This is a genomic window from Rugamonas aquatica (assembly GCF_009380215.1).
GTDB lineage: Bacteria > Pseudomonadota > Gammaproteobacteria > Burkholderiales > Burkholderiaceae_D > Rugamonas > Rugamonas aquatica_B.
On the sequence record NZ_WHUG01000017.1, the window covers coordinates 135,563 to 159,043 of the forward strand.

At 61.0% G+C, this 23,481-nt stretch carries 14 protein-coding genes and 4 tRNA genes; 3 read left to right on the top strand and 15 right to left on the bottom strand.

Annotation, left to right across the window (positions count from 1 at the left end):
- Nucleotides 1-407: 407 nt before the first annotated feature.
- The 13 genes from rpoC to GEV02_RS28445 form a co-directional block, all read right to left on the bottom strand.
- Nucleotides 408-4,640: a DNA-directed RNA polymerase subunit beta' gene (gene rpoC / locus GEV02_RS28385; protein ID WP_152841229.1), complete on the bottom strand. Its 4,233-nt coding sequence runs from the start codon at nt 4,638-4,640 to the stop codon at nt 408-410.
- 88 nt (nt 4,641-4,728) lie between these two features.
- Nucleotides 4,729-8,835 carry a DNA-directed RNA polymerase subunit beta gene (gene rpoB, locus GEV02_RS28390; protein WP_152807843.1) on the bottom strand — a complete coding sequence of 1,369 codons (4,107 nt, stop codon included), beginning with the start codon at nt 8,833-8,835 and terminating at the stop codon, nt 4,729-4,731.
- Between the two features lie 270 nt (nt 8,836-9,105).
- On the bottom strand, nt 9,106-9,477 hold the full coding sequence (gene rplL / locus GEV02_RS28395) for a 50S ribosomal protein L7/L12 (RefSeq protein ID WP_008444126.1): 372 nt from the start codon (nt 9,475-9,477) through the stop codon (nt 9,106-9,108).
- A 72-nt stretch (nt 9,478-9,549) separates the two neighbouring features.
- Complete coding sequence (gene rplJ, locus GEV02_RS28400) at nt 9,550-10,089, bottom strand: 50S ribosomal protein L10 (RefSeq protein ID WP_070359471.1); 540 nt, start codon at nt 10,087-10,089, stop codon at nt 9,550-9,552.
- Nucleotides 10,090-10,347: 258 nt separating this feature from the next.
- On the bottom strand, nt 10,348-11,043 hold the full coding sequence (gene rplA, locus GEV02_RS28405) for a 50S ribosomal protein L1 (RefSeq protein WP_152841230.1): 696 nt from the start codon (nt 11,041-11,043) through the stop codon (nt 10,348-10,350).
- A gap of 2 nt (nt 11,044-11,045) precedes the next feature.
- The gene (gene rplK / locus GEV02_RS28410; RefSeq protein WP_008444110.1) at nt 11,046-11,477 is read right to left on the bottom strand and encodes a 50S ribosomal protein L11; all 432 of its coding nucleotides are present in this window, start codon (nt 11,475-11,477) and stop codon (nt 11,046-11,048) included.
- 121 nt (nt 11,478-11,598) lie between these two features.
- Nucleotides 11,599-12,213 carry a transcription termination/antitermination protein NusG gene (gene nusG / locus GEV02_RS28415; protein ID WP_008444109.1) on the bottom strand — a complete coding sequence of 205 codons (615 nt, stop codon included), beginning with the start codon at nt 12,211-12,213 and terminating at the stop codon, nt 11,599-11,601.
- Nucleotides 12,213-12,596, bottom strand: a complete 384-nt coding sequence (gene secE, locus GEV02_RS28420) for a preprotein translocase subunit SecE (protein ID WP_008444107.1) — start codon at nt 12,594-12,596, stop codon at nt 12,213-12,215. Before secE ends, nusG begins: the two co-directional genes overlap by 1 nt.
- Before the next feature lie 36 nt (nt 12,597-12,632).
- Nucleotides 12,633-12,708: transfer RNA gene (locus tag GEV02_RS28425), tRNA-Trp, on the bottom strand.
- 66 nt (nt 12,709-12,774) lie between these two features.
- Entirely contained in the window at nt 12,775-13,965 is a 1,191-nt protein-coding gene (tuf, locus tag GEV02_RS28430; protein ID WP_008444105.1) for an elongation factor Tu, read from the bottom strand.
- Nucleotides 13,966-14,073: 108 nt separating this feature from the next.
- Nucleotides 14,074-14,148, bottom strand: a tRNA-Thr gene (locus GEV02_RS28435).
- A gap of 30 nt (nt 14,149-14,178) precedes the next feature.
- A tRNA-Gly gene (locus GEV02_RS28440) sits at nt 14,179-14,252 on the bottom strand.
- 69 nt (nt 14,253-14,321) lie between these two features.
- Nucleotides 14,322-14,405 (bottom strand) — tRNA-Tyr (locus GEV02_RS28445).
- A gap of 195 nt (nt 14,406-14,600) precedes the next feature.
- On the opposite strand from GEV02_RS28445, the gene GEV02_RS28450 reads away from it, so the two are divergent.
- Entirely contained in the window at nt 14,601-17,864 is a 3,264-nt protein-coding gene (locus tag GEV02_RS28450) for an EAL domain-containing protein (RefSeq protein ID WP_152841231.1), read from the top strand.
- A gap of 66 nt (nt 17,865-17,930) precedes the next feature.
- Here the strand turns inward: GEV02_RS28450 and GEV02_RS28455 are convergent, their stop codons facing one another.
- Complete coding sequence (locus GEV02_RS28455) at nt 17,931-19,475, bottom strand: HDOD domain-containing protein (RefSeq protein WP_152841232.1); 1,545 nt, start codon at nt 19,473-19,475, stop codon at nt 17,931-17,933.
- 39 nt (nt 19,476-19,514) lie between these two features.
- Nucleotides 19,515-21,098: a DUF3369 domain-containing protein gene (locus GEV02_RS28460; RefSeq protein WP_152841233.1), complete on the bottom strand. Its 1,584-nt coding sequence runs from the start codon at nt 21,096-21,098 to the stop codon at nt 19,515-19,517.
- 240 nt (nt 21,099-21,338) lie between these two features.
- Here GEV02_RS28460 and GEV02_RS28465 point away from each other — a divergent pair, with 240 nt between their 5' ends.
- Both GEV02_RS28465 and GEV02_RS28470 read left to right on the top strand, forming a co-directional pair.
- Complete coding sequence (locus tag GEV02_RS28465) at nt 21,339-21,821, top strand: chemotaxis protein CheW (RefSeq protein ID WP_152841234.1); 483 nt, start codon at nt 21,339-21,341, stop codon at nt 21,819-21,821.
- Between the two features lie 28 nt (nt 21,822-21,849).
- Nucleotides 21,850-23,481: methyl-accepting chemotaxis protein (locus GEV02_RS28470; protein ID WP_152841235.1), on the top strand; the 1,632-nt coding region annotated here is incomplete at its 3' end.

Sequence of the window (23,481 nt, forward strand, 5' to 3'; positions counted from 1 at the left end):
ACCACTGGCTGGCATGTTTAACGTAGGGTTTTCCAGATTGGCTTGCATCCGAGGAGTCATGAGCCCGGCGTCGCGGCAGCCGGTAAGTGGATGAGTTCAGCAGCGCCGGAGATATGCCGGCCAGCCGCTAGGTGTGGCCATCGCCGCTGCCACAGCCAACGGATCATGGGCGGCATTTAAAACCGGGGCAGCGCAGCATATTAAACCTGCCCACTATTATTTAAAATCGAAAGCAGACGCTAATTAGTTATTCTATTCGTGGCGCATGACAGATCGCTCACTCCGCCATTCTGAATATATTCCGGTCGAGGCAGATTAATACAGCGTAGCGCATTAATTAATCGTGCCACAAATAAAAAAACGGCACCCGAAGGTGCCGTTTTTATTTTGCGGGACTAAAAGCTGAATTACGCTTCGCCGTCGTGTGGAGTAACCGTTTCGGTCACTTCCACATCGCCGCTGGACATCGAGGCTTTCTCGGCCAGCAGCAGAGCTTGACGCTCTTCCACTTCCCACTGCTCTTTCTCTTTGCGAGCGCGGTGGAATGCCAGACCGGTACCGCCTGGAATCAGACGACCAACGATGACGTTTTCTTTCAGACCACGCAGACCATCGCGTTTGCCCATAATCGCGGCTTCGGTCAGAACGCGGGTAGTTTCCTGGAACGATGCGGCCGAGATAAACGAATCGGTCGACAGCGATGCCTTGGTAATACCCAGCAGAACGTTTTCATAAGTCGCAGGGATCTTATTCTCTGCGGTTACGCGATCGTTCTCGTCCAGCAGTTCCGAACGCTCAACCTGCTCGCCAACGATGTAGTTGGTGTCGCCGGCATTGACGATCTGTACGCGACGCAGCATCTGACGCACGATCACTTCGATGTGCTTGTCGTTAATCTTCACGCCCTGCAGACGGTACACGTCTTGCACTTCGTCAACGATGTAACGCGCCAGCGCTTCGATACCCAGCAGACGCAGAATGTCTTGCGGATCGGCAGGACCGTCCACGATCATCTCGCCCTTGTTCACTACCTGGCCGTCGTGTACCAGCACTTGCTTGTCCTTGGTGATCAAGAACTCGTGCTTGTTGCCGTCCATGTCCGTGATTTCCAGACGCTGCTTACCTTTGGTTTCTTTACCGAATGCAACAGTACCGGTCACTTCCGCCAGCATACCCGCATCTTTCGGCGAACGAGCTTCGAACAGCTCGGCAACGCGCGGCAGACCACCGGTAATATCGCGAGTCTTCTGCGATTCGGTCGGGATACGTGCCAGCACTTCACCGACGGACACTGCCTGGCCATCTTTCACCATGATCAGCGCGCCGACCTGGAAGCCGATCGCTACAGCGTGTTCGGTACCGGCGATCTTCACTTCGTGACCATCTTCGTTCAACAGTTTGACCTGTGGACGCAGGGTTTTGGTCAGCGAACCGCGACGCTTGGCATCGATTACCACCAGGGTCGACAGACCGGTCACTTCGTCCACCTGACGGGCAACGGTCACGCCTTCTTCGACGTTCTCGAAACGCACCGTACCGGCGTACTCGGTAATGATCGGACGGGTCAGCGGATCCCAGGTTGCCAGGGCCGTACCGGCCTTGATCACCATGCCGTCTTTGACGATCAGGGTCGCGCCATACGGCACTTTGTGACGCTCGCGCTCACGGCCGTGGTCGTCGGTAATCAGCACTTCGCCCGAACGGGAAATGACGATTTGCGCGCCCTTGCCGTTGGTAACGTAACGCATGGTCGAGGTGAAGCGGATGGTACCGTTCGACTTCGCTTCCACCGACGATGCCACTGCCGCACGCGACGCCGCACCACCGATGTGGAAGGTACGCATGGTCAGCTGGGTACCTGGTTCACCGATCGACTGCGCAGCGACCACACCGACGGCTTCGCCGGCGTTGACCAGCATGCCGCGGCCCAGATCGCGACCGTAGCACTTGGCGCACAGGCCGAAGCGCGTGTCGCAAGTCAGCGGCGTACGGACCTTGACTTCATCGATCGACAGACGCTCGATCTCTTCCACCATGTCTTCGTCCATCAGAGTACCGGCTTCGTACAGCGTAGCCTGGGTTTCCGGATTGACGACGTCGTTGACCACCACACGGCCGAGGATACGGTCGCGCAGGGCTTCGATCACTTCACCGCCTTCGACCATCGCCTTCATCAGCGTGCCGTTCGAGGTGCCGCAATCATCTTCGATGACGACCAAATCCTGGGTCACGTCGACCAGACGACGGGTCAGGTAACCCGAGTTCGCGGTTTTCAGTGCCGTATCCGCCAGACCTTTACGAGCGCCGTGGGTCGAGATGAAGTACTGCAAAACGTTCAGGCCTTCGCGGAAGTTCGCGGTAATCGGCGTTTCGATAATCGAACCATCCGGTTTCGCCATCAGACCACGCATACCTGCCAGCTGGCGAATCTGCGCTGCGGAACCGCGGGCGCCCGAGTCGGCCATCATGTAAATCGCGTTGAAGGATTCCTGGGTGGACTTGGTGCCGTCACGCTTGATGACGTCTTCCACTTTCAGTTGGTCCATCATGGCCTTGCCGACTTCATCGGAGGTCTTGCCCCAGATGTCGACTACCTTGTTGTAACGCTCGCCGGCCGTCACCAGACCCGAAGCGTACTGCTGCTCGATCTGTTTGACTTCGGATTCTGCAGCCGAAATCAGGGTGACTTTTTGAGGCGGTACCAGCATGTCGTCCACGCAGATCGAAATACCGGCGCGGGTCGCCAGGCGGAAGCCCGACTGCATCAGTTGGTCAGCAAACACCACCGTCGCGCGCAGGCCGCACTTACGGAAGGACGTGTTGATCAGCTTGGAAATCTCTTTCTTCTTCAGCGCGCGGTTCAGCACGGAGAATGGCAGGCCTTTCGGCAGGATTTCCGACAGGATGGCGCGGCCGACCGTGGTCTCGTAACGGGTCACGGTGCGAACGAATTCGCCCGTCGCTGGATCTTTTGGATTCTCAACGATACGTACGGTGATACGGGTGGTCAGTTCCACTTCCTTGTTGTCGTAGGCACGGATGACTTCCGACACGTCAGGGAACAGCATGCCTTCGTTTTTCGCATTGATCGCTTCGCGGGTCGCGTAGTACAGACCCAGCACGATATCCTGCGAAGGAACGATCGATGGTTCGCCGTTCGACGGGAACAGGATGTTGTTCGAAGCCAGCATCAGTGTGCGGGCTTCCATCTGTGCTTCGATCGACAGCGGAACGTGAACTGCCATCTGGTCACCGTCGAAGTCGGCGTTGAATGCCGCGCAGACGAGTGGGTGCAGTTGGATCGCCTTGCCTTCAATCAGGACCGGCTCGAAAGCCTGGATACCCAGACGGTGCAGCGTAGGCGCACGGTTCAGCATGATCGGATGTTCGCGGATCACGTCTTCCAGGATGTCCCAGACGACCGGCTCCTGGATCTCGACCAGCTTCTTGGCGGCCTTGATCGTGGTAGCCAGGCCCATCAGTTCCAGCTTGTTGAAGATGAACGGCTTGAACAGTTCCAGAGCCATCAGCTTCGGCAGACCGCACTGGTGCAGTTTCAGCTGCGGACCCACCACGATGACCGAACGGCCCGAGTAGTCGACGCGCTTACCCAGCAAGTTCTGACGGAAGCGGCCGCCCTTACCCTTGATCATTTCAGCCAGCGATTTCAGCGGACGCTTGTTGGCGCCGGTCATCGCTTTGCCGCGACGGCCGTTGTCCAGCAGCGAATCGACTGCTTCTTGCAGCATGCGCTTTTCGTTGCGCGTGATGATCTCTGGAGCGCGCAGCTCCATCAGGCGTTTCAGACGGTTGTTACGGTTGATGACGCGGCGATACAGATCGTTCAGATCCGAGGTCGCGAAACGGCCACCGTCCAGCGGTACCAGCGGACGCAGTTCCGGCGGCAGCACCGGCAGCACTTCCATGATCATCCACTCAGGCTTGATGCCCGAACGCTGGAACGCTTCCAGCACTTTCAGGCGCTTGGCGTATTTCTTGATCTTGGCTTCGGACTTCGATTCCTTCAGTTCCACGCGCAGGGTTTCGGCATCGCGGTGGATGTCGATCGAGCGCAGCAGTTCGCGGATACCTTCAGCGCCCATGAAGGCGGTGAAGTCGTCGCCGTACTCTTCGTACTTGGCGGCGTAGTCGTCTTCCGACATGATCTGGCATTTTTTCAGCGGGGTCATGCCTGGATCGGTCACCACGTATGCTTCGAAATACAGCACGCGTTCGATGTCCCGCAGGGTCATGTCCAGCACCATGCCCAGACGGGATGGCAGCGACTTCAGGAACCAGATGTGGGCGGTAGGCGAAGCCAGCTCGATGTGGCCCATGCGCTCGCGGCGCACCTTGGCCAGCGTCACTTCGACGCCGCACTTTTCGCAGATCACGCCGCGGTGTTTCAGACGCTTGTACTTACCGCACAGGCATTCGTAGTCCTTGATCGGGCCAAAGATCTTGGCGCAGAACAGACCGTCGCGCTCAGGCTTGAAGGTACGATAGTTGATGGTTTCCGGCTTTTTAACTTCGCCGTAGGACCACGAACGGATTTTTTCAGGCGAAGCGAGACCGATCTTGATCGCGTCAAAAGTCTCGTTCGTCTGTACTTGCTTGAATAAATCGAGCAGTGCTTTCATGTATCACTCCAGGTAGTGATGAATTCTTTAAACTGCCCCGCCGGCAACGACCGGCGGGGCCCGTGCTTGTGAAGATAAAGCCGAAGCCTTAGTTGCGTTCCAGGTCGATATCGATACCCAGGGAACGGATCTCTTTCACCAGCACGTTGAACGATTCAGGCATACCGGCGTCGATCACGTGGTCGCCTTTGACCAGGTTTTCGTACACTTTGGTACGGCCGTTCACGTCATCCGACTTAACGGTCAACATCTCTTGCAGCACATACGATGCGCCGTATGCTTCCAGTGCCCACACCTCCATCTCACCGAAGCGCTGGCCACCGAACTGGGCTTTACCGCCCAGTGGCTGCTGCGTAACGAGCGAGTATGGACCGGTCGAACGCGCGTGCATCTTGTCGTCGACCAAGTGGTGCAGTTTCAGCATGTGCATCACGCCAACGGTGACCTTGCGCTCGAACGCTTCGCCGGTGCGGCCGTCGTACATCGTGACCTGATTCTTCGACGGCGTCATGCCCAGCTTGTGAGCGATGTCGTCCGGGTAAGCCAAGTCCAGCATGCGGCGGATTTCCGATTCGTGCGCGCCGTCGAACACCGGAGTAGCGAACGGAACACCCTTCTTCAGGTTGTTCGCCAGCTTCATGATCTCTTCGTCGTCGAACTGGTCCAGATCTTCCGGACGGCCGTTTTCGTTGTAGATCACGGTCAGATACTTGCGCATCTCTTCGGCTTTGGTGTGCACGGCCAGCATTTCGCCGATACGGATACCCAGGCCCTTCGCTGCCCAACCCAGGTGGGTCTCAAGAATCTGACCCACGTTCATACGGGAAGGAACACCCAGCGGGTTCAGCACCACGTCGGCCGGCGTACCGTCGGCCATGTATGGCATGTCTTCCACCGGCACGATACGGGAAACCACACCCTTGTTACCGTGGCGACCCGCCATCTTGTCGCCCGACTGCAGGCGGCGTTTAACGGCCAGGTAAACCTTGACCATCTTCTGCACGCCAGGTTGCAGTTCATCGCCCTGGGTCAGCTTCTTGCGCTTCTCTTCGAAGGCCAGGTCGAACTGGTGGCGCTTCTCGTTGATCGATTCCTTGATCGCTTCCAGCGCGGTAGCCGATGCGTCTTCCGATGGACGGATGTCGAACCAGTGGTACTTGTCCAGATCCGCCAGGTATTCCTTGGTGATCTTGGCGCCTTTGGCCAGCTTCTTCGGACCGCCGTTGACGACTTGGCCGATCAGCATTTTTTCCAGACGCTGGAAGGCATCGCCTTCAACGATACGCATCTGGTCGTTCAGGTCCAGGCGGAAACGCTTCAGTTCATCGTCGATGATCTGTTGCGCGCGCTTGTCGCGAACGATGCCTTCACGGGTGAAGACCTGGACGTCGATCACGGTGCCGATCATGCCCGATGGCACGCGCAGCGAGGTGTCTTTGACGTCCGATGCTTTTTCGCCGAAGATCGCGCGCAGCAGCTTCTCTTCCGGAGTCAGCTGGGTTTCGCCTTTAGGCGTCACTTTACCGACCAGGGTGTCGCCTGCTTGCACTTCCGCGCCGATGTAGACGATACCGGACTCATCCAGACGAGCCAGCTGGTTCTCAGCCAGGTTCGAGATGTCGCGGGTGATTTCTTCCGCGCCCAGCTTGGTATCGCGTGCAACGACGGACAGCTCTTCGATGTGAATCGAAGTGTAGCGGTCGTCTTTAACCACGTTTTCCGAGATCAGGATCGAATCTTCGAAGTTCAGACCATTCCATGGCATGAAGGCCACGGTCATGTTCTGGCCCAGAGCCAGTTCACCCAGGTCGGTCGATGCGCCGTCGGCGATCACGTCGCGCTTGGCCACACGGTCGCCTACCTTGACGATAGGACGCTGGTTGATGTTGGTGTTCTGGTTCGAACGGGTGTACTTGATCAGGTTGTAGATGTCGACACCGACTTCGCCGGCGGTTGCTTCGTCATCGTTCACGCGAATCACGACACGGCCCGCATCGATGTAGTCGACGATACCGCCGCGCAGCGCCTGCACAGTAGTACCCGAGTCGACTGCCACGGTGCGTTCGATGCCGGTACCGACCAGTGCTTTTTCTGGGCGCAGGCAAGGTACTGCCTGACGCTGCATGTTGGCACCCATCAATGCGCGGTTCGCATCATCGTGTTCGAGGAACGGAATCAGCGACGCTGCGACGGAAACGATCTGGCCCGGCGCCACGTCCATGTACTGGATGCGCTCTGGGGATACCAGGATGGTTTCGCCGGCTTCACGGGCCGATACCAGCTCATCGCTCAGCATGCCTGCGTCGTTGATGGTCGCATTCGCCTGAGCGATGATGTAGCGGCCTTCTTCAATGGCGGACAGGTAGTCGATCTGGTCGGTGATCTTGGAGCCTTCGACCTTGCGGTATGGGGTTTCCAGGAAGCCGTATTCGTTCAGGCGGGCGTACAGCGCCAGCGAGTTGATCAGGCCGATGTTCGGGCCTTCAGGCGTTTCGATCGGGCACACGCGGCCGTAGTGGGTCGGGTGCACGTCGCGTACTTCAAAGCCTGCGCGTTCGCGGGTCAGACCGCCAGGGCCCAGGGCGGAAACACGGCGTTTGTGCGTGATTTCCGACAGCGGGTTGGTCTGGTCCATAAACTGCGACAGCTGGGACGAACCGAAGAACTCGCGGATTGCGGCCGAGATCGGCTTCGAGTTGATCAGGTCGTGCGGCATCAGGTTGTCCGCTTCGGCTTGGCCGAGGCGTTCCTTGACCGCGCGTTCAACGCGCACCAGGCCGGCGCGGAACTGGTTCTCGGCCAGTTCGCCGACGCAACGTACGCGACGGTTACCCAGGTGATCGATATCGTCGACTTCGCCGCGGCCATTGCGCAGTTCCACCAGGATCTTGATCACGGCCAGCACGTCTTCGTTCGACAGCGTCATGGCGCCGGTCAGTTCATCGCGGCCGATGCGGCGGTTGAACTTCATGCGGCCCACGGCCGACAGGTCGTAACGGTCGGCGCTGTAGAACAGGCCGTTGAACAGCGCTTCGACGGAGTCTTCCGTTGGCGGTTCGCCAGGACGCATCATGCGGTAGATCGCGACACGGGCGGCCATCTGGTCGGCGGTGTCGTCGATGCGCAGGGTTTGCGAAATGTAGGCGCCCTGGTCCAGATCGTTGGTGTACAAGGTCTGGATTTCGGAGATGTTGGCTTCGCGCAGGCGGCCCAACACGTCTTCGGTCAGTTCATCGTTGGCGGACGCGACAACTTCGCCGGTCTCAGGATCGACGATGTTCTTGGCCAGCACGCGGCCCAGCAGGTAGTCTTCCGGTACCGAGATGTGCTTGATGCCGTTCGATTCGATATCGCGCACATGCTTGGCGTTGATACGCTTGTCCTTCAGGACCAGCGTCTTGCCTTCCTTGTTGACGATGTCGAAACGCGCGACTTCGCCACGCAGGCGTTCGGCGACGAATTCCATTTCCGCGCCTTCGGAGCGCAGGTTGAAATTGTCGAACACGAAGAAGTTCGCCAGGATCTGCTCGTGCGACATGCCGATTGCTTTCAGCAGTATCGTCACTGGCATCTTGCGGCGGCGGTCGACGCGGAAGAACAGGATGTCTTTCGGGTCGAACTCGAAGTCCAGCCACGAACCGCGGTAAGGAATGATACGCGCGGAGAACAGCAGTTTGCCCGAGGAGTGGGTCTTGCCGCGGTCGTGCTCGAAGAACACGCCAGGCGAGCGATGCAGCTGCGAAACGATAACGCGCTCGGTACCATTGATGACGAACGAACCGGTGGTGGTCATCAGGGGCAGTTCGCCCATGTAGACTTCCTGTTCCTTCATCTCTTTGACGACCGGCTTGGTCGGCGATTCCTTGTCCAGGATCACCAGACGGACCTTGGCGCGCAGCGGCGACGCGAAGGTCAGGCCACGCAGTTGGCATTCCTTGACGTCAAAGGCAGGATCGCCCAGAACGTACGACAGGAATTCGAGACGCGCAAAGCCATTGTGCGAAACGATAGGGAAAATCGAGGTAAAGGCCGACTGCAGGCCGTCGTTCTTGCGTGTCGACGGTGCTACGTCTTCTTGCAAGAAACTATGGTAGGACTCGAGCTGGGTAGCCAGCAGGAACGGAACGTGGTGAACGTTGGCGCGCTTCGCGAATGATTTGCGAATGCGTTTCTTCTCAGTAAATGAGTAGTGCATGGACACTCCGTGAGTGACAGAAAGGATAAAAAATTCAGGTTTTGCCAGTGCATTTTTAGCCACTTCAGCAACAAGATCGGCTGCATGTCACACAGACGAAACCTGAAACTTCTACCATTTCCAGCTGATTCGATAAAACTGCGGCGTCGGACAAAACGCTACAAATACGACGAGGACGACAAAGGAGCCAAAGCCGGATTTCCTCCCTTTCGAGAGGAAATCCGCAGCTTTGGCTCGAGGCGCTAACTAACTAGCCGCCGTACAACTTGATTACTTCAGATCGGCCTTGGCGCCAGCTTCTTCCAGCTTTTTCTTAGCGGCTTCAGCGTCAGCTTTCGACAGGGCTTCTTTAACGGTCTTAGGAGCGCCATCAACCACGTCTTTGGCTTCTTTCAGGCCCAGACCGGTGATTTCGCGAACTGCTTTAATGACGCCAACTTTGTTCGCGCCGACTTCGGTCAGAACAACGTTGAATTCGGTCTGCTCTTCAGCAGCAGCAACAGCTGCGCCGCCAGCTGCTGGAGCAGCCATTGCAGCGGCCGAAACGCCGAATTTTTCTTCGAAAGCTTTGACCAGTTCGTTCAGGTCCATTACGGACATTTCGCTAACTGCGTTCAGGATGTCGTCTTTGCTAATTGCCATTTGAAACTCCAATAATTTTTTGATTCGTTAATACATCAGATTGGTACTTGAGAAAAAAACCGGTCGCGGCAATTACGCTGCGGCTGGCGCTTCTTCTGCGGCCACTTCGGCAACAGCTGGAGCACCTTCGGATTTTTTCGCTGCCAGAGCAGCCAGACCACGTGCAAAGCCCGACACCGGAGCCAGCATAACGCCCAACAGCTGCGAAATGAGAACTTCACGGGAAGGAATGCTCGCCAACGCTGCAACAGCTGCTTTATCCAGCTGCTTGCCTGCGTAGTTACCTGCGGTGATGACCAGTTTGTCGTTGGTTTTAGCGAAGTCAGCGATGACTTTAGCTGCTGCAACGGCATCGTCCGAGATCGAGTAGATCAACGGACCGGTCATGCTGTCTGCCAGGCCGGCGAACTGCGTGCCTTCGACGGAGCGACGTGCGAGGGTGTTTTTCAACACTCGCAGGTACACGCCTTGAGCGCGCGCTTTAGCACGAAGTTGCGTCAAGTGAGCAACCTGGATGCCACGATATTCGGCCACGACGATAGTTTGCGCAGTTGCTACTTTTGCGGAAACTTCGGCGACTACGGCCTTTTTGTCATTCAGATTGAGACCCACGGTCAACCTCCTTAAATGATGACGGGCAAACTGCCTGCCATCGGTTCGAACAACGGCGTCCGAGGTTTAGGAGTCCAATGGACTACGAAACTTGATCGGGTACACCATCTGCGTTGGGTGAAAAATTCAATTAACTGAGTGCCTGCCTGATGCACCCGGCCCAACGGTCTTTGATTGCCTGGCCGTTCCCGAAGAAACGGCCAGCCCAAAGAACTGCCCCATACCGCGCTAAGGCGATACAAGGACTTAAACTGGTACTTAAGCAGCCAGGGTAGCCTGGTCAACACGGACGCCAGCGCCCATGGTCGACGACAGCGATACCTTGCGCAGGTAGACACCCTTGCTGGTGGCTGGCTTAGCTTTGTTCAGTGCGTCGATCAGGGCAACCAGGTTGCTCTTCAGATCTGCGTCAGCGAACGATTTGCGGCCGATGGTCGCGTGGATGATACCGGCTTTGTCGGTACGGTACTGAACTTGACCGGCTTTCGCGTTTTTCACGGCGGTAGCGACGTCAGGGGTTACGGTGCCGACTTTCGGGTTAGGCATCAGGCCACGTGGGCCCAGGATCTGACCCAGGGTACCAACGATACGCATGGTGTCTGGCGAAGCGATGACGATATCGAAAGGCATGTCGCCGGCTTTGACGCGCTCGGCCAGGTCTTCCATACCAACAACGTCAGCACCAGCAGCTTTAGCGGCTTCAGCTTTGTCGCCCGAAGCGAACACAGCAACGCGAACGGTTTTGCCGGTGCCAGCTGGCAGCACGACGGAACCGCGAACGACCTGGTCCGACTTCTTAGGGTCTACGCCCAGTTGTACCGACACGTCGATCGATTCATTGAACTTGGCGGTAGCCAGTTCTTTGATCAGAGCGACTGCGTTGTCGAATGCGTAGGACTTGGTGCTATCAACTTTGGATTTGATAACTTTTGCGCGTTTGGACAGTTTTGCCATGATTACAGACCTTCCACCGTGATGCCCATCGAACGTGCGGAACCAGCGATGGTGCGTACAGCAGCATCCAGGTCGGCAGCGGTCAGATCAGGGGTTTTCAATTTAGCGATTTCTTCAGCTTGAGCGCGGGTCAGCTTACCGACTTTGTCGGTATGTGGCTTCGGCGAACCTTTGACAACGCCCGAGTGCTTCTTGATCAGGAAGGTTGCTGGAGGCGTCTTCATCACGAAGGTGAAGGACTTGTCAGCGAACGCGGTGATCACGACTGGAATCGGCATGCCTGGTTCCATACCTTGGGTCTGCGCGTTGAACGCTTTGCAGAATTCCATGATGTTCAGACCGCGTTGACCCAGAGCTGGACCGATCGGTGGGGATGGGTTTGCTTTACCAGCTGGCACTTGCAGCTTGATAAAACCAATGATTTTCTTTGCCATGATGGCTCCTATCTTGGATATGAGTAGTAGCGCCCCACCATGCGCAGTTGCAGGGCGGGGCTCCTCTTTGCCAGATTTGTCAGGTTTTTACACCGTCGCCCGTTCTGGCGAACGGTGCTGCTTATACTTTTTCGACCTGGCCGAACTCAAGTTCCACCGGAGTAGCGCGGCCGAAGATCGTGACCGAGACGCGTACTTTGGATTTCTCGTAATTGACTTCTTCGACATTGCCGTTGAAATCGGTGAACGGGCCATCCTTGATGCGGACTTGCTCGCCCACTTCGTACAGCACTTTCGGCCGCGGCTTCTCGACACCCTCTTGCATCTGCTGCATGATCTTGTCGATCTCGCGCGCTGGAATCGGGGTCGGCTTGTTCGATTTGCCGCCGATGAAGCCGGTCACTTTATTGGTGTTTTTCACCAGGTGCCACGTTTCGTCGGTCATTTCCATCTCAACCAGGACATAACCTGGGAAGAAACGACGCTCGGTGACGGACTTTTGACCGTTCTTGACTTCGACTACTTCTTCGGTCGGCACCAGGATCTGGCCGAACTGGTCTTGCATGCCGGCGCGCTCGACGCGTTCCGTCAAAGCACGCTGTACGCTTTTTTCCATGCCGGAATACGCATGCACAACGTACCAGCGCTTGTTGCTGACTGGGACGCTGATAGGCGCTGCGCCAGCATCTTGTGCCGGAACTTCGCCCGGCACGTCGTCTTGCACATTTTCGCTCATTATTTTCGTATACCCAGAATGACGTCGTACAACAGGAACTCAAGTGTCTTATCCGTGCCCCACAGGAACAGCGCCATCACCAGCACGAAGGCAAACACGATGCCCGTGATCTGGGTAGCTTCGCGACGAGTAGGCCAGACGACCTTTTTCGTTTCGCGTACGGCTTCTTTGGCGAAATTCAGGAATTCACGGCCAGTCGTCGAGGTCCACAAGAGCAGAACGGCAAAAGCCAAACCAGCTACAAGTGCGCCTGCGCGTACGAGAGCTGGTTTGTCTGACAGGTAATAAAACCCGACCACACCTGCGATTGCAACGGCTATTGCCAGAGCAACCTTAATCTTGTCATTCGACGTGCTGACGGTCTGCACGGATTGATTTGACATTTATATTTACTTTCGGTGCCCTGCACCTGAAAACGGTGGCAGGGACGGAGGGCATCGAACCCCCAACCTTCGGTTTTGGAGACCGACGCTCTGCCAATTGAGCTACGTCCCTACGTAAAACTACAAAGGATATCGATTATACCACCAGAGACGCCCCTGGTGGTAAGACCAGTATTCCTTAAGCGATGATCTTCGCTACAACACCTGCACCAACGGTACGGCCACCTTCGCGGATTGCGAAGCGCAGACCTTCTTCCATCGCGATCGGGTTGATCAGCTTGACGGTGATCGACACGTTATCGCCTGGCATAACCATTTCTTTGTCCGCTGGCAGTTCGATCGAACCGGTCACGTCAGTCGTACGGAAGTAGAACTGTGGACGATAGTTGTTGAAGAACGGAGTGTGACGACCGCCTTCGTCTTTCGACAGAACATAGATCTCGCCGGTGAAGTGGTTGTGCGGCTTGATCGAGCCTGGCTTCGCCAGAACCTGACCACGCTGTACGTCTTCACGCTTGGTGCCGCGCAGCAGCAGACCAACGTTGTCGCCAGCTTGACCCTGGTCCAGCAGCTTGCGGAACATTTCCACGCCGGTGCAAGTGGTTTTGACGGTGTCGGTGATACCAACGATTTCGATCTCTTCGCCGACTTTGATGATGCCGCGCTCGATACGACCGGTCACAACGGTACCGCGACCCGAGATCGAGAACACGTCTTCAACTGGCATCAGGAAGGCGCCGTCCACTGCGCGCTCTGGCGTAGGGATGTAGGTGTCCAGTGCTTCGGCCAGAGCCATGATGGCTTGCTCGCCCATTGGGCCGGTGTCGCCGTCCAGCGCCATACGTGCCGAACCTTTAACGATAGGCAGGTCGTCGCCTGGGAAGTCGTACTTCGACAACAACTCGCGCACTTCCATTTCAACCAGTTCCAGCAGTTCTGCGTCGTCGACCAGGTCGCACTTGTTCAGGAACACGATGATGTATGGAACACCAACTTGGCGGGCCAGCAGGATGTGCTCGCGGGTCTGTGGCATTGGGCCGTCGGCTGCGGAGCAAACCAGGATCGCGCCGTCCATCTGCGCTGCACCGGTAATCATGTTTTTGATGTAGTCGGCGTGGCCTGGGCAGTCAACGTGAGCGTAGTGACGGCCGGAGGTTTCGTATTCGACGTGAGCGGTGTTGATGGTAATGCCGCGTGCTTTTTCTTCTGGAGCAGCATCGATCTGGTCGTATGCTTTAGCTTCGCCGCCGAATTTCTTCGACAGAACAGTTGCGATCGCAGCGGTCAGGGTGGTCTTGCCGTGGTCAACGTGGCCGATGGTGCCGACGTTAACGTGCGGCTTGGTCCGCTCGAATTTCTCTTTTGCCATTTTAGACTCCTAACGATTTGGTGTGATTGCCCGGGCGTGCGCCCGACTGTCTTTGATAGTGCTGCGTATGTATTTATATGCTGCGGTACTGCGGGATACTGCGAATTCTGGTGCCCTTTACGTGGATTGAACACGTGGCCTCTCCCTTACCAAGGGAGTGCTCTACCACTGAGCTAAAAGGGCTTATGGGGTACTACTGCATTGCAACAACACTGGAGCGGGTGAAGGGAATCGAACCCTCGTCGTAAGCTTGGAAGGCTTCTGCTCTACCATTGAGCTACACCCGCGAGGATTGTTCAATTCTTACTTCATCTACTTGCGTAACTTCTTGCATACCCAGTCTTTTTGCAAAAACTTGGTGGAGGGGGCTGGATTCGAACCAGCGTACTCGAAAGAACAGATTTACAGTCTGTCGCCTTTAACCACTCGGCCACCCCTCCGCGAGGAACCGCAGAGTATGAAGCAACTACTTTGACCTGTCAACCCTTCTCAACGTTATTTCGCGTCATCCGGATGAACTGTCTGCTTCGGGGCGAGATTTTAACTGCACCAACTGCAAAAGTGCAAGTGTTGTTTTTACGTTGCACAAATTCCTATACAATCGGCTGACGATAGTGAGATCTGGAGCCCCGCAGTTGAACAACCGTAGCGGTAGTTTGCGCAGCCTGGTGCTGGCCAATGTGGGCCTGTTGGCCTGTTACTTCGTCACCGGCCGTCTCGGCCTGCTGCTGGCGCTGCCGCCGGGCTACGCCTCGCCGATCTTCCTGCCGGCCGGCCTGGCGCTGGCCTGCTGCGTGATCGGCGGGCGCGGCCTGCTCCCCGCCGTGGCGCTCGGCTCGCTGGCGGTCAACCTGGTCTATCCCTTCCTCAGTCCCGACGGCATCAGCGCCACCGCGCTGGCCGGCGCCACCGCCCCGGCGCTGGGCGCCGCGCTGCAAGCCTGGGCCGGCAGCACCCTGTTCCGCCGCTATATCGATCCCGCCATCGGCTCCGGCCGCGACGTGGTGCGTTTCATCCTGCTGGCCACCGGCGTCACCGTCATCAGCAGCACCGTCTCGCTGACCGGCATGGGCCTGCTCGGCATCCTGCAATGGGACACCATCTTCCTCGACTGGCTGGCCTGGTGGATGGGCGACACCATCGGCATCCTGCTGGCGGCGCCGCTGACCTGGATCGTCATCGGCCGCCCGCGCGCGCTGTGGTCGCGCCGCCGGCTGCTGGTCGGCCTGCCGCTGCTGCTGTCGGCCGCGGCCTTCATCGCCATCTACCTGCAAGCCGACCGCTGGGAAAACAACCAGCAGCTGCAAGCCTTCCGCCTCAAGGCCCAGCAGACCGGCGATCTGTTGCAAGCGCAGTTCAGCGAACACGAACGCTTCATCTATGCGATGGCCAAGGCGCTCAACGATCCGCGCCGCACGCTCAGCCCCGAGGATTTCGGCAACCTCGCGCACGGCTACCTGGACCAGCGCCCCGAGCTGCTGTCGATGGCGTGGCTGACGCCGGTGGCCGGCAGCGAGCGCACCGCCTTCGAAGCCTGGGCCCGCGACCACGTCGCGCCCGGCTTCGAAATCCGCCAGCGCAGCGCCGACGGCACCTTGCACACCGCCGTGCAGCGCGAACGCTACTTCGTCTCCACCTTCATCGAACCCGAAGCCAGCCGCGCCTACCAGGGCCTGGACTTGCTGTCCGACCCGCAGCGCCGCGCCGCGCTGGAGCGCGCCATCCAGTCCGGCCAGCCCACCGCCACCGCGCCGCTGCTGCTGATCCCCTCGCAGTCCAGCGCCGGCCTGCTATTGCTGCAAACGGTTTATCCCAATAACAGCCGCCACCAGGCCATCGGCTCGCTGCTGATCTCGATGCAGTTCGACGCCTACCTCGACCAGGCGCTGCGGCGCTCCGAGTTCGGCCACTTCCTGATACGCTTCGAAGACATGGACGACGATGGCCCGCGCCACGTCGTGCGCGACAGCCTGCAACGCGCCGCCGAACAGGGCGACTTCCAGCGCCAGCTGCACTTCGGCGGCCGCATCTACGAACTGACGCTGGCGCCCACGCCGGCCTACCTGCAACAGCAGCGCGGCTGGCAGAGCTGGACCGTGCTGACCTGCGGCCTGCTGCTGACCGGTCTGCTGGGCACGCTGATGATGCTGATCAGCGGCGAGCGCGCGCGCATCCAGGCCCAGGTCAAGGACAGCACCGCGCGCCTGCGCGAACGCGAGGCGCGCCTGCAGGCCATCCTCAACAAGGCCGCCGACGCCATCCTCACCATCGACGGCAACGGCCTGCTGATGTCGGCCAACGCCGCCGCCGGCCGCCTGTTCGGCTACGCGCCGGAAAACATGACGGCGCTGCCGCTGGACCGCCTGATCCCGGTCGGCGTCGGCGACGCCGACGGCCTCGATGCGGCCGGCCTGCTGCGCATGATCGCCTGCGGCGTCACCCACGAATACGAGCTGACCGGCTGGCGCAGCGACGGCAACGAATTCCCGCTGGCGATGTCGGTCAGCGAAGTGGAGCTGCCGGACGAGCACCTGTTCGTCGCCATCCTGCACGACCTCACCGAGCAGCAGCTGGCGCAGGAGCGCATCCACCGCCTGGCCCACCACGACACGCTGACCGGCCTCGACAACCGCCTGTCGCTGAACCTGCGGCTCGATCAACTGCTGGCCCAGACCCGCCGCAGCGGCGGCGCGGCGGCCGTGCTGTTCATCGACCTCGACCACTTCAAGAAAATCAACGACACCCACGGCCACCAGACCGGCGACCTGCTGCTGGTCGCCGTCGCCCAGCGCCTGCAGGAACTGCTGCGCGAAGTCGACACCATCGCCCGCCTGGGCGGCGACGAATTCATCGTCGTCACCTCCGGCAGCGTCACGCCGGACGAGGCATCCAACATCGCCGTGCGCATCGTCGATTCGCTGAGTTCGCCCTACCATCTGCAAGGCAAGACCGTGCACAGCGGCGCCAGCGTCGGCGTCGCCATGTTCCCGTCCGACGGCGAAGACGGCAGCACCCTGCTGCGCCACGCCGACACCGCGATGTACGCGGCCAAGAGCCAGGGACGCGGCAACTTCCAGTTCTTCTCGGCCGAGATGAACACCGCCACCCACGAACGCCTGCTGCTGGAAAACCGGCTGTGGCAGGCGCTGGAGCAAAACGAATTCGAGCTCTACCTGCAACCGCAGATCGAACTGGCGTCCGGCCGCATCATCGGCGCCGAAGCGCTGCTGCGCTGGCACCATCCGGAGCTGGGCATGGTGGGGCCGGACCGCTTCATTCCGATCGCCGAGGAATCGGGCCTGATCCTGCCGCTGGGCGACTGGGTGCTGCAGCGCGCCAGCCACCTGCTGGCCTCGTGGCGCACGCCGGGGCTGGAGCACCTGCGGCTGGCGGTCAACCTGTCGGCGCGCCAGTGCCACGGCGCCGGCCTGCTGCCGCACCTGGACCGCCTGCTCGACACCCACGGCATCGACCCGGCCCTGCTGGAGCTGGAGATCACCGAATCGGCGGCGATGCAGGATCCGGAACGCAGCCGCGCGCTGCTGGTGGAACTGCGCTCGCGCGGCATCAAGGTGGCGATCGACGATTTCGGCACCGGCTATTCCTCGCTGAGCTACCTGAAGCTGTTCGAGATCGACCGCATCAAGATCGACCGCGGCTTCGTCAAGGATATCGAGAGCGATCCGAACGACGCCGTGATCGTCGCCGCCACCATCGCGCTGGCCCACTCGCTGGGCCTGGGCGTGGTGGCCGAGGGCGTGGAGACCCAGGCCCAGCGCAGCTTCCTGCGCGCCAAGCAGTGCGACGAGGCGCAGGGCTATCTGTTCGCGCGGCCGATGCCGGTGGCACAGTTCGAGGCGATGGTGCGCAGCGAAAGCATGGATGTCGTCCTCGCGTAAGCGGGGACCCATGCTGAATGAATTCGGACGCGGCGTATGGATTCCCGCGTGCGCGGGAATGACTGATCAAGGGCCGGGGGTCAGCGCCACCAGCACCTGCGCCTTGAGGGCGCGGATCAGCGACGTCTCGTCGGGCGGCACGCCCTCCGGCGCCGGCAGCGCGCGGTCCGCGTAGAACAGTCCCAGCTGGATCGAGTTGACCACCAGCGGCAGCACGATGAAGCTGCGCGCGTCGGGCAGCAGCTGGCGGTGCCACTCCGGCAGCAGCGCCCGTATCTTGGGCGTGCTGGCGTCGGCGATCATCAGGTCGGCGTTGTTCTGCATCGCCAGATGGAACAGATCGTCGCCGCTGGCGGTGGGAAAGACGAAGCCCGCCTGGCGCTCCACATGCCGCTCGCCGAACGCCACCCGCGCCCGGTACTGGCCGCTGCGCACATCCTTCAGACACACGGTGGCAAAGCGGAAACCCATGCCGCGATACAGCGTCTCCAGCACCGCCTGGATGATGTCGTTGACCTTGCCGTGGCCGCCGGCGCGCATCTGCGTCACCTCCTGCACGCCCGCCAGCAACTGGTCGCGCGCGTTGTACGGCTTGCCGCTCGGATGGCCGCCCTGCGCCGGCTCGGCCGCGCTCATCGCCGCCTGCGCCAGCACGCTGGGCAGGCCGGGGCCGCCCTCGTCGGGATCGGCGTGGCCGCCCATCTGCAGGCTCTCCAGCAAGCCGTCCATGTCGCGCGCGACGGTGGTGAACAGCTGCGTCAGGCGCTCATGATCGAGATTGAGGGCGGCGCCATAGCGCTGCGCCAGCGCCCTGCCCTCCGTGCTGTCGGGGCCCTGGCGGCGCGCCAGCAGGCGCGCCGTCTCCATGCTGAACGACACCACCTGGCGCATCCACTCCTGGCGCGCCGTGGCCGGCTTCAGCACGCCCGGCGGCAGCGGCGCCAGCGAGCGCACGATCACGTCCGGGATCTTCCACTCGTTGAGGATGGCGGCCGACAGGCTGTCGTAGCTGCAGCCCAGCACCTGCAGGGCCGCCTGCGCCTGCGTCAGCTTGCCGGCCGCCGTCAGCAGCGCGATTTCGCGGAACAGTCCATGCTCGTGCGACGCCACCACCAGCGCGCCGATGTTCTTGAACAGCGCGCCGATGGCCGCCTCCTCGGCGCCCTGGTAGACGCTGAAGCGGGCCATCTCGCGCCCCACCAGGCTGGCGCACAGCGCCGCCTCCAGCTCCACCCGCACGCTGTGCGCGTGCTTGCTGTTGGCCAGCGTATCGACCAGCAGCATGGCCATCGCCGTGGTCTTGACGTTGTCGAAGCCGAGCAGGGAAATCGCGCGCGAGATGGTGGTGACGGCGGTGCCGCCGGCGGCGCGGTAGGTCGGCGTGTTGGCCAGCCGCAGCACCTTCTGCGTCAGCGCCACGTCCGACAGCACATAGTAGGCCAGGCTCTGCGTGCCCTGGTCGTCGGAGTCGGCCAGCTGCACCACGCGCGCCACCGACGCCCCCAGCGCGAACATGCCTTCGTCGCCGCTGAGCTTTTTCAGCAGCGCAGTCCGTGCCAACCCCTGCACCGGGCGCAGCTCGCTGTCAGACGGTGACGGAAGGGTAGGCATGGCATGGTCCTGGCGTGCTGCCGCCCGCGGGCGCGCAGCCTAGTCCGGCGTACGGCCGATGGTCGGATCGCGCTCGATCAGGTCCAGCAGCGCGGCCACGACCTCGGGGTCGAACTGCTTGCCGGCGCGGTCGGTGATGTAGGTCATCACCTCGGTGTGCGGCCACGGGTCTTTGTACGGGCGCTCGTGCAGCAGCGAGTCGAACACGTCGACCACGGCGACGATGCGGGCCGAGATCGGAATCTCCTTGCCCTTGAGCTGATTCGGGTAGCCGTTGCCGTCGTAGTGCTCGTGATGGCCGCCGGCGATCTCGGCGCCGTAGGTCAGGTAGCTGACGCCGTCGACCATGTTGGCGGCGCGCTCCAGGATGGATTTGCCGACCGCCGCGTGGGTCTGCATCTCGGCCCGCTCTTCCGGCGTGTGGATGCCCGGCTTGAGCAGGATGTGGTCCGGCGTGGCAACCTTGCCGACATCGTGCAGGATGCTGGCCAGGCCTATCATGTCGAGCAGCTGCGGCGTCAGCTCGTCGGGGTAGACGCCGCGCGCGGCCAGCCGCTGCGCCAGCGACGACGACAGCATCTGCACCCGGCGCACATGGCCGCCGGTGCCGCTGTCGCGGAACTCGGCCAGGTCGGCCAGCGCCACCACGGTGGCCTCCTGCGCCTTGCGCAGCTGGCCGAACATGTACAGGTTGTCGAAGGCGGCGGCGATGCGCTGGCAAAACACTTCGAGCAGGTCGCGCTGGATCTGCGCCAGCGGCCACGGCGGCGTGACCGAAATCGCCACCTCGCGGTTTTCCTGCGTGTGGATGAACAGCACATTGGCCGGATGGTCGAACTGGCTTTTCTTTTCGGCGAAGGCCTTGGCGATGGTCGGCCACAGCGGATGGCCGGTCGGCATCAGCTCCGATTCGCTCAGCTGGGCGTAGCCGCCGGTGGCGGCCACCACGCTGGTGACGCCGGTATCGCCCTGCATCAGGCACAGCACGCCGTCGGCGCCGACATCGAGAATGGCGCTGACCTGGTTCAGCACGCCGGAAGCGAATTCGCGCAGCGAGTGGATCTGGTACAGATTGGTGGCGCCGGCCAGGATCTTGCCCAGGCCGATGCGGCTGCGTTCGAGCATGTTCAGGCTTTCGTACGCGCGCAGCGCCGAGATCACCGTGGTGAACAGCTTCTGCGTGGTCAGCTCGGTCTTGGCCTTGTAATCGTTGATATCGTATTCGATGATGACGCGCTGCTCGGGCGCCTGGCCCGGCTGGCCGGTGCGCAGCACCACGCGCACGATGGCGTTGTGCAGTTCCTCGCGGATGCGGCGCGCCAGCAGCAGGCCGGCGTCGTCGGTTTCCATCACCACGTCCAGCAGCACCAGCGCGATGTCCGGCGTGTCGCGCAGGAAGTCGTAGGCCTCGCGCCCGCTGTAGGCGGAAAACAGCTCCAGCTCGCGGCCCTTGAAGGAGACGTTGCGCAGCGCCAGCCGCGTGACGGCGTGGACATCGACATCATCGTCGACGATCAGCACCCGCCACAGGCGCTGGTCCGGGGAACCCGAGCCGGCAGCTGGCGCCGCTTCCTCGTCCTCCTGGATCAGCCAGTTGTCGTCTGCGGCGTTGGAATCGGTCATGCGCGTCTCCTGGGGCTAGGCCCGTGGCTGTCTTAGGCCTAGCATAATCAGATTCCCCCCCTGTGACAACCCCCTTCGAAAATGCTAGCAACAGCCGTGTTCTTTTCGCCCATTCCCAGCCGGGCCGCGCTCGTCATCAGGCCCCGACTCTGATACGCTAGGGCCGTCATTGTAAGGTTAGCGGCGCTGTCGGCGACCAAGACGATCAGCGGTCAGATCAACATTTCAAGGACCACAATCATGCAAGAAAACGCATCGGATATCGCCGGCAGGGAGTTCCTCGCCTTCACCCTCGGCGCCGAGGAATACGGCATCGACATCCTCAAGGTGCAGGAGATCCGCGGCTACGAAACCGTCACCCGCATCGCCAACGCGCCCGAGTTCATCAAGGGCGTCATCAACCTGCGCGGCATCATCATCCCGGTGGTGGACATGCGGATCAAGTTCAACCTGGGCGAGCCGGTGTACGACCAGTTCACCGTCGTCATCATCCTCAACATCGGCGGCCGGGTGGTCGGCATGGTGGTCGACTCGGTGTCCGACGTCACCACGCTCATGCCCGAGGAGGTCAAGCCGGCGCCGGAGATGGGCACCGCCTTCAGCTCCGACTACATGATCGGCCTGGGCACCATCGACGAACGCATGCTCATCCTGGTCAATATCGACAAACTGATGTCCAGCGCCGAGATGGGCCTGATGGACGTCACCGCCGCCGCCACCTGACCCCCGACCTCTTACCCGACCACGCCCCATGAACCTGACCGACTTCAAAATCAAAACCCGCCTCGGCGCCGGCTTCGGCCTGGTCGTGCTGCTGATGCTCATCATGATCGTCACCGCCATCGGCCGCTTCGGCGCCATCAGCCAGAGCACCAAGGGCATCGTCGAGCGCGACTGGCCCAGCGCCTCGGCCGCCGCCACCATCGACGCCGCCGCGCGCGAGGATGCGCGCCGCGTGCTGGCCCTGTTCGTCATCACCGACAAGGCCATGCGCGCCAAGAGCTACGAACGCATCGACCAGGACAAGAAGGCCATCGACGCCGCCCTGGCCACGCTGGCCCAGCTGACCGACACCCCGGAAGAAAAGGCGCTGCTGGGCAAGATCCAGGCGGCGCGCACCGCCTACAACACCTCCTTCCTGAAGGTGGCCGACCTGGTCGAGGCGGACGAGCGCGACAAGGCGGCCGCGCTGATGAACAGCGAAACCTTCCCTCTGCTCGACTCGCTGGAAGACCTGACCGGCGACATGGTCAAGCAGCAGAAGAGCGACATCGAGGACGGCGGCAAGGTGGCCACCGGCCACATCGACTTCTCGCGCACCATGATGGTGGTGCTGGGCGTGGTGGCGCTGATCGTTTCCGGCGGCCTGGCGGTGTGGATCACGGCCTCGATCACCGGCCCGCTGGAGGAAGCGGTGGCGATCGCCAAATCGGTGGCGGCCGGCGACCTGAGCACCCGCATCGAAGTCAACGCCGGCGACGAAACCGGCCAGCTGCTGGACGCGCTGCAGCACATGAACGCCAGCCTGGCGCGCACCGTGCACGAGGTGCGGCGCAGCACCGGCACCATCAGCCAGGCGTCGAGCGAAATCGCCACCGGCAATATGGACCTGTCGGGCCGCACCGAATCGCAGGCCAGCTCGCTGGAGCAGACCGCCAGCACCATGGAAGAGCTGACCTCCACCGTCAAGCAGAACGCCGACAACGCCCGCCAGGCCAACCAGCTGGTGATCTCGGCGTCGTCGGTGGCCACGCGCGGCGGCGAGCTGGTGGCCCAGGTGGTCGACACCATGGGCTCGATCAAGGCCAGCTCCAGCAAGATCGTCGACATCATCGGCGTCATCGACGGCATCGCCTTCCAGACCAATATCCTCGCCCTGAACGCGGCGGTGGAAGCGGCGCGCGCCGGTGAACAGGGGCGCGGCTTCGCGGTGGTGGCGTCGGAGGTGCGCGGACTGGCGCAGCGCTCGGCCACGGCGGCCAAGGAAATCAAGGTGCTGATCGACGATTCGGTGGAAAAGGTCGACGGCGGCAGCGCCGTGGTCGACGAGGCCGGCCAGACCATGGGCCTGATCGTCACGTCGGTGCAGCAGGTGGCCGACATCATGGCGGAGATCACCTCGGCCAGCCAGGAGCAGAGCCTGGGCATCGAGCAGGTCAACGAAGCGATTTCGCAGATGGACGAGATGACCCAGCAGAACGCCGCGCTGGTCGAGCAGGCGGCGGCCGCCGCGCAAAGCATGCAGGACGAGGCGGCCACCTTGTCGGCCTCGGTCAGCGTGTTCACGCTGGATGAAGCGCTTGCCGCAGCGGCGCCGGCGCCGGCGCCATCGCGTGCGGCCGCCCGTCCGGCCGCAGTCAGGGCGGCGACGCCGGCCGCCGCG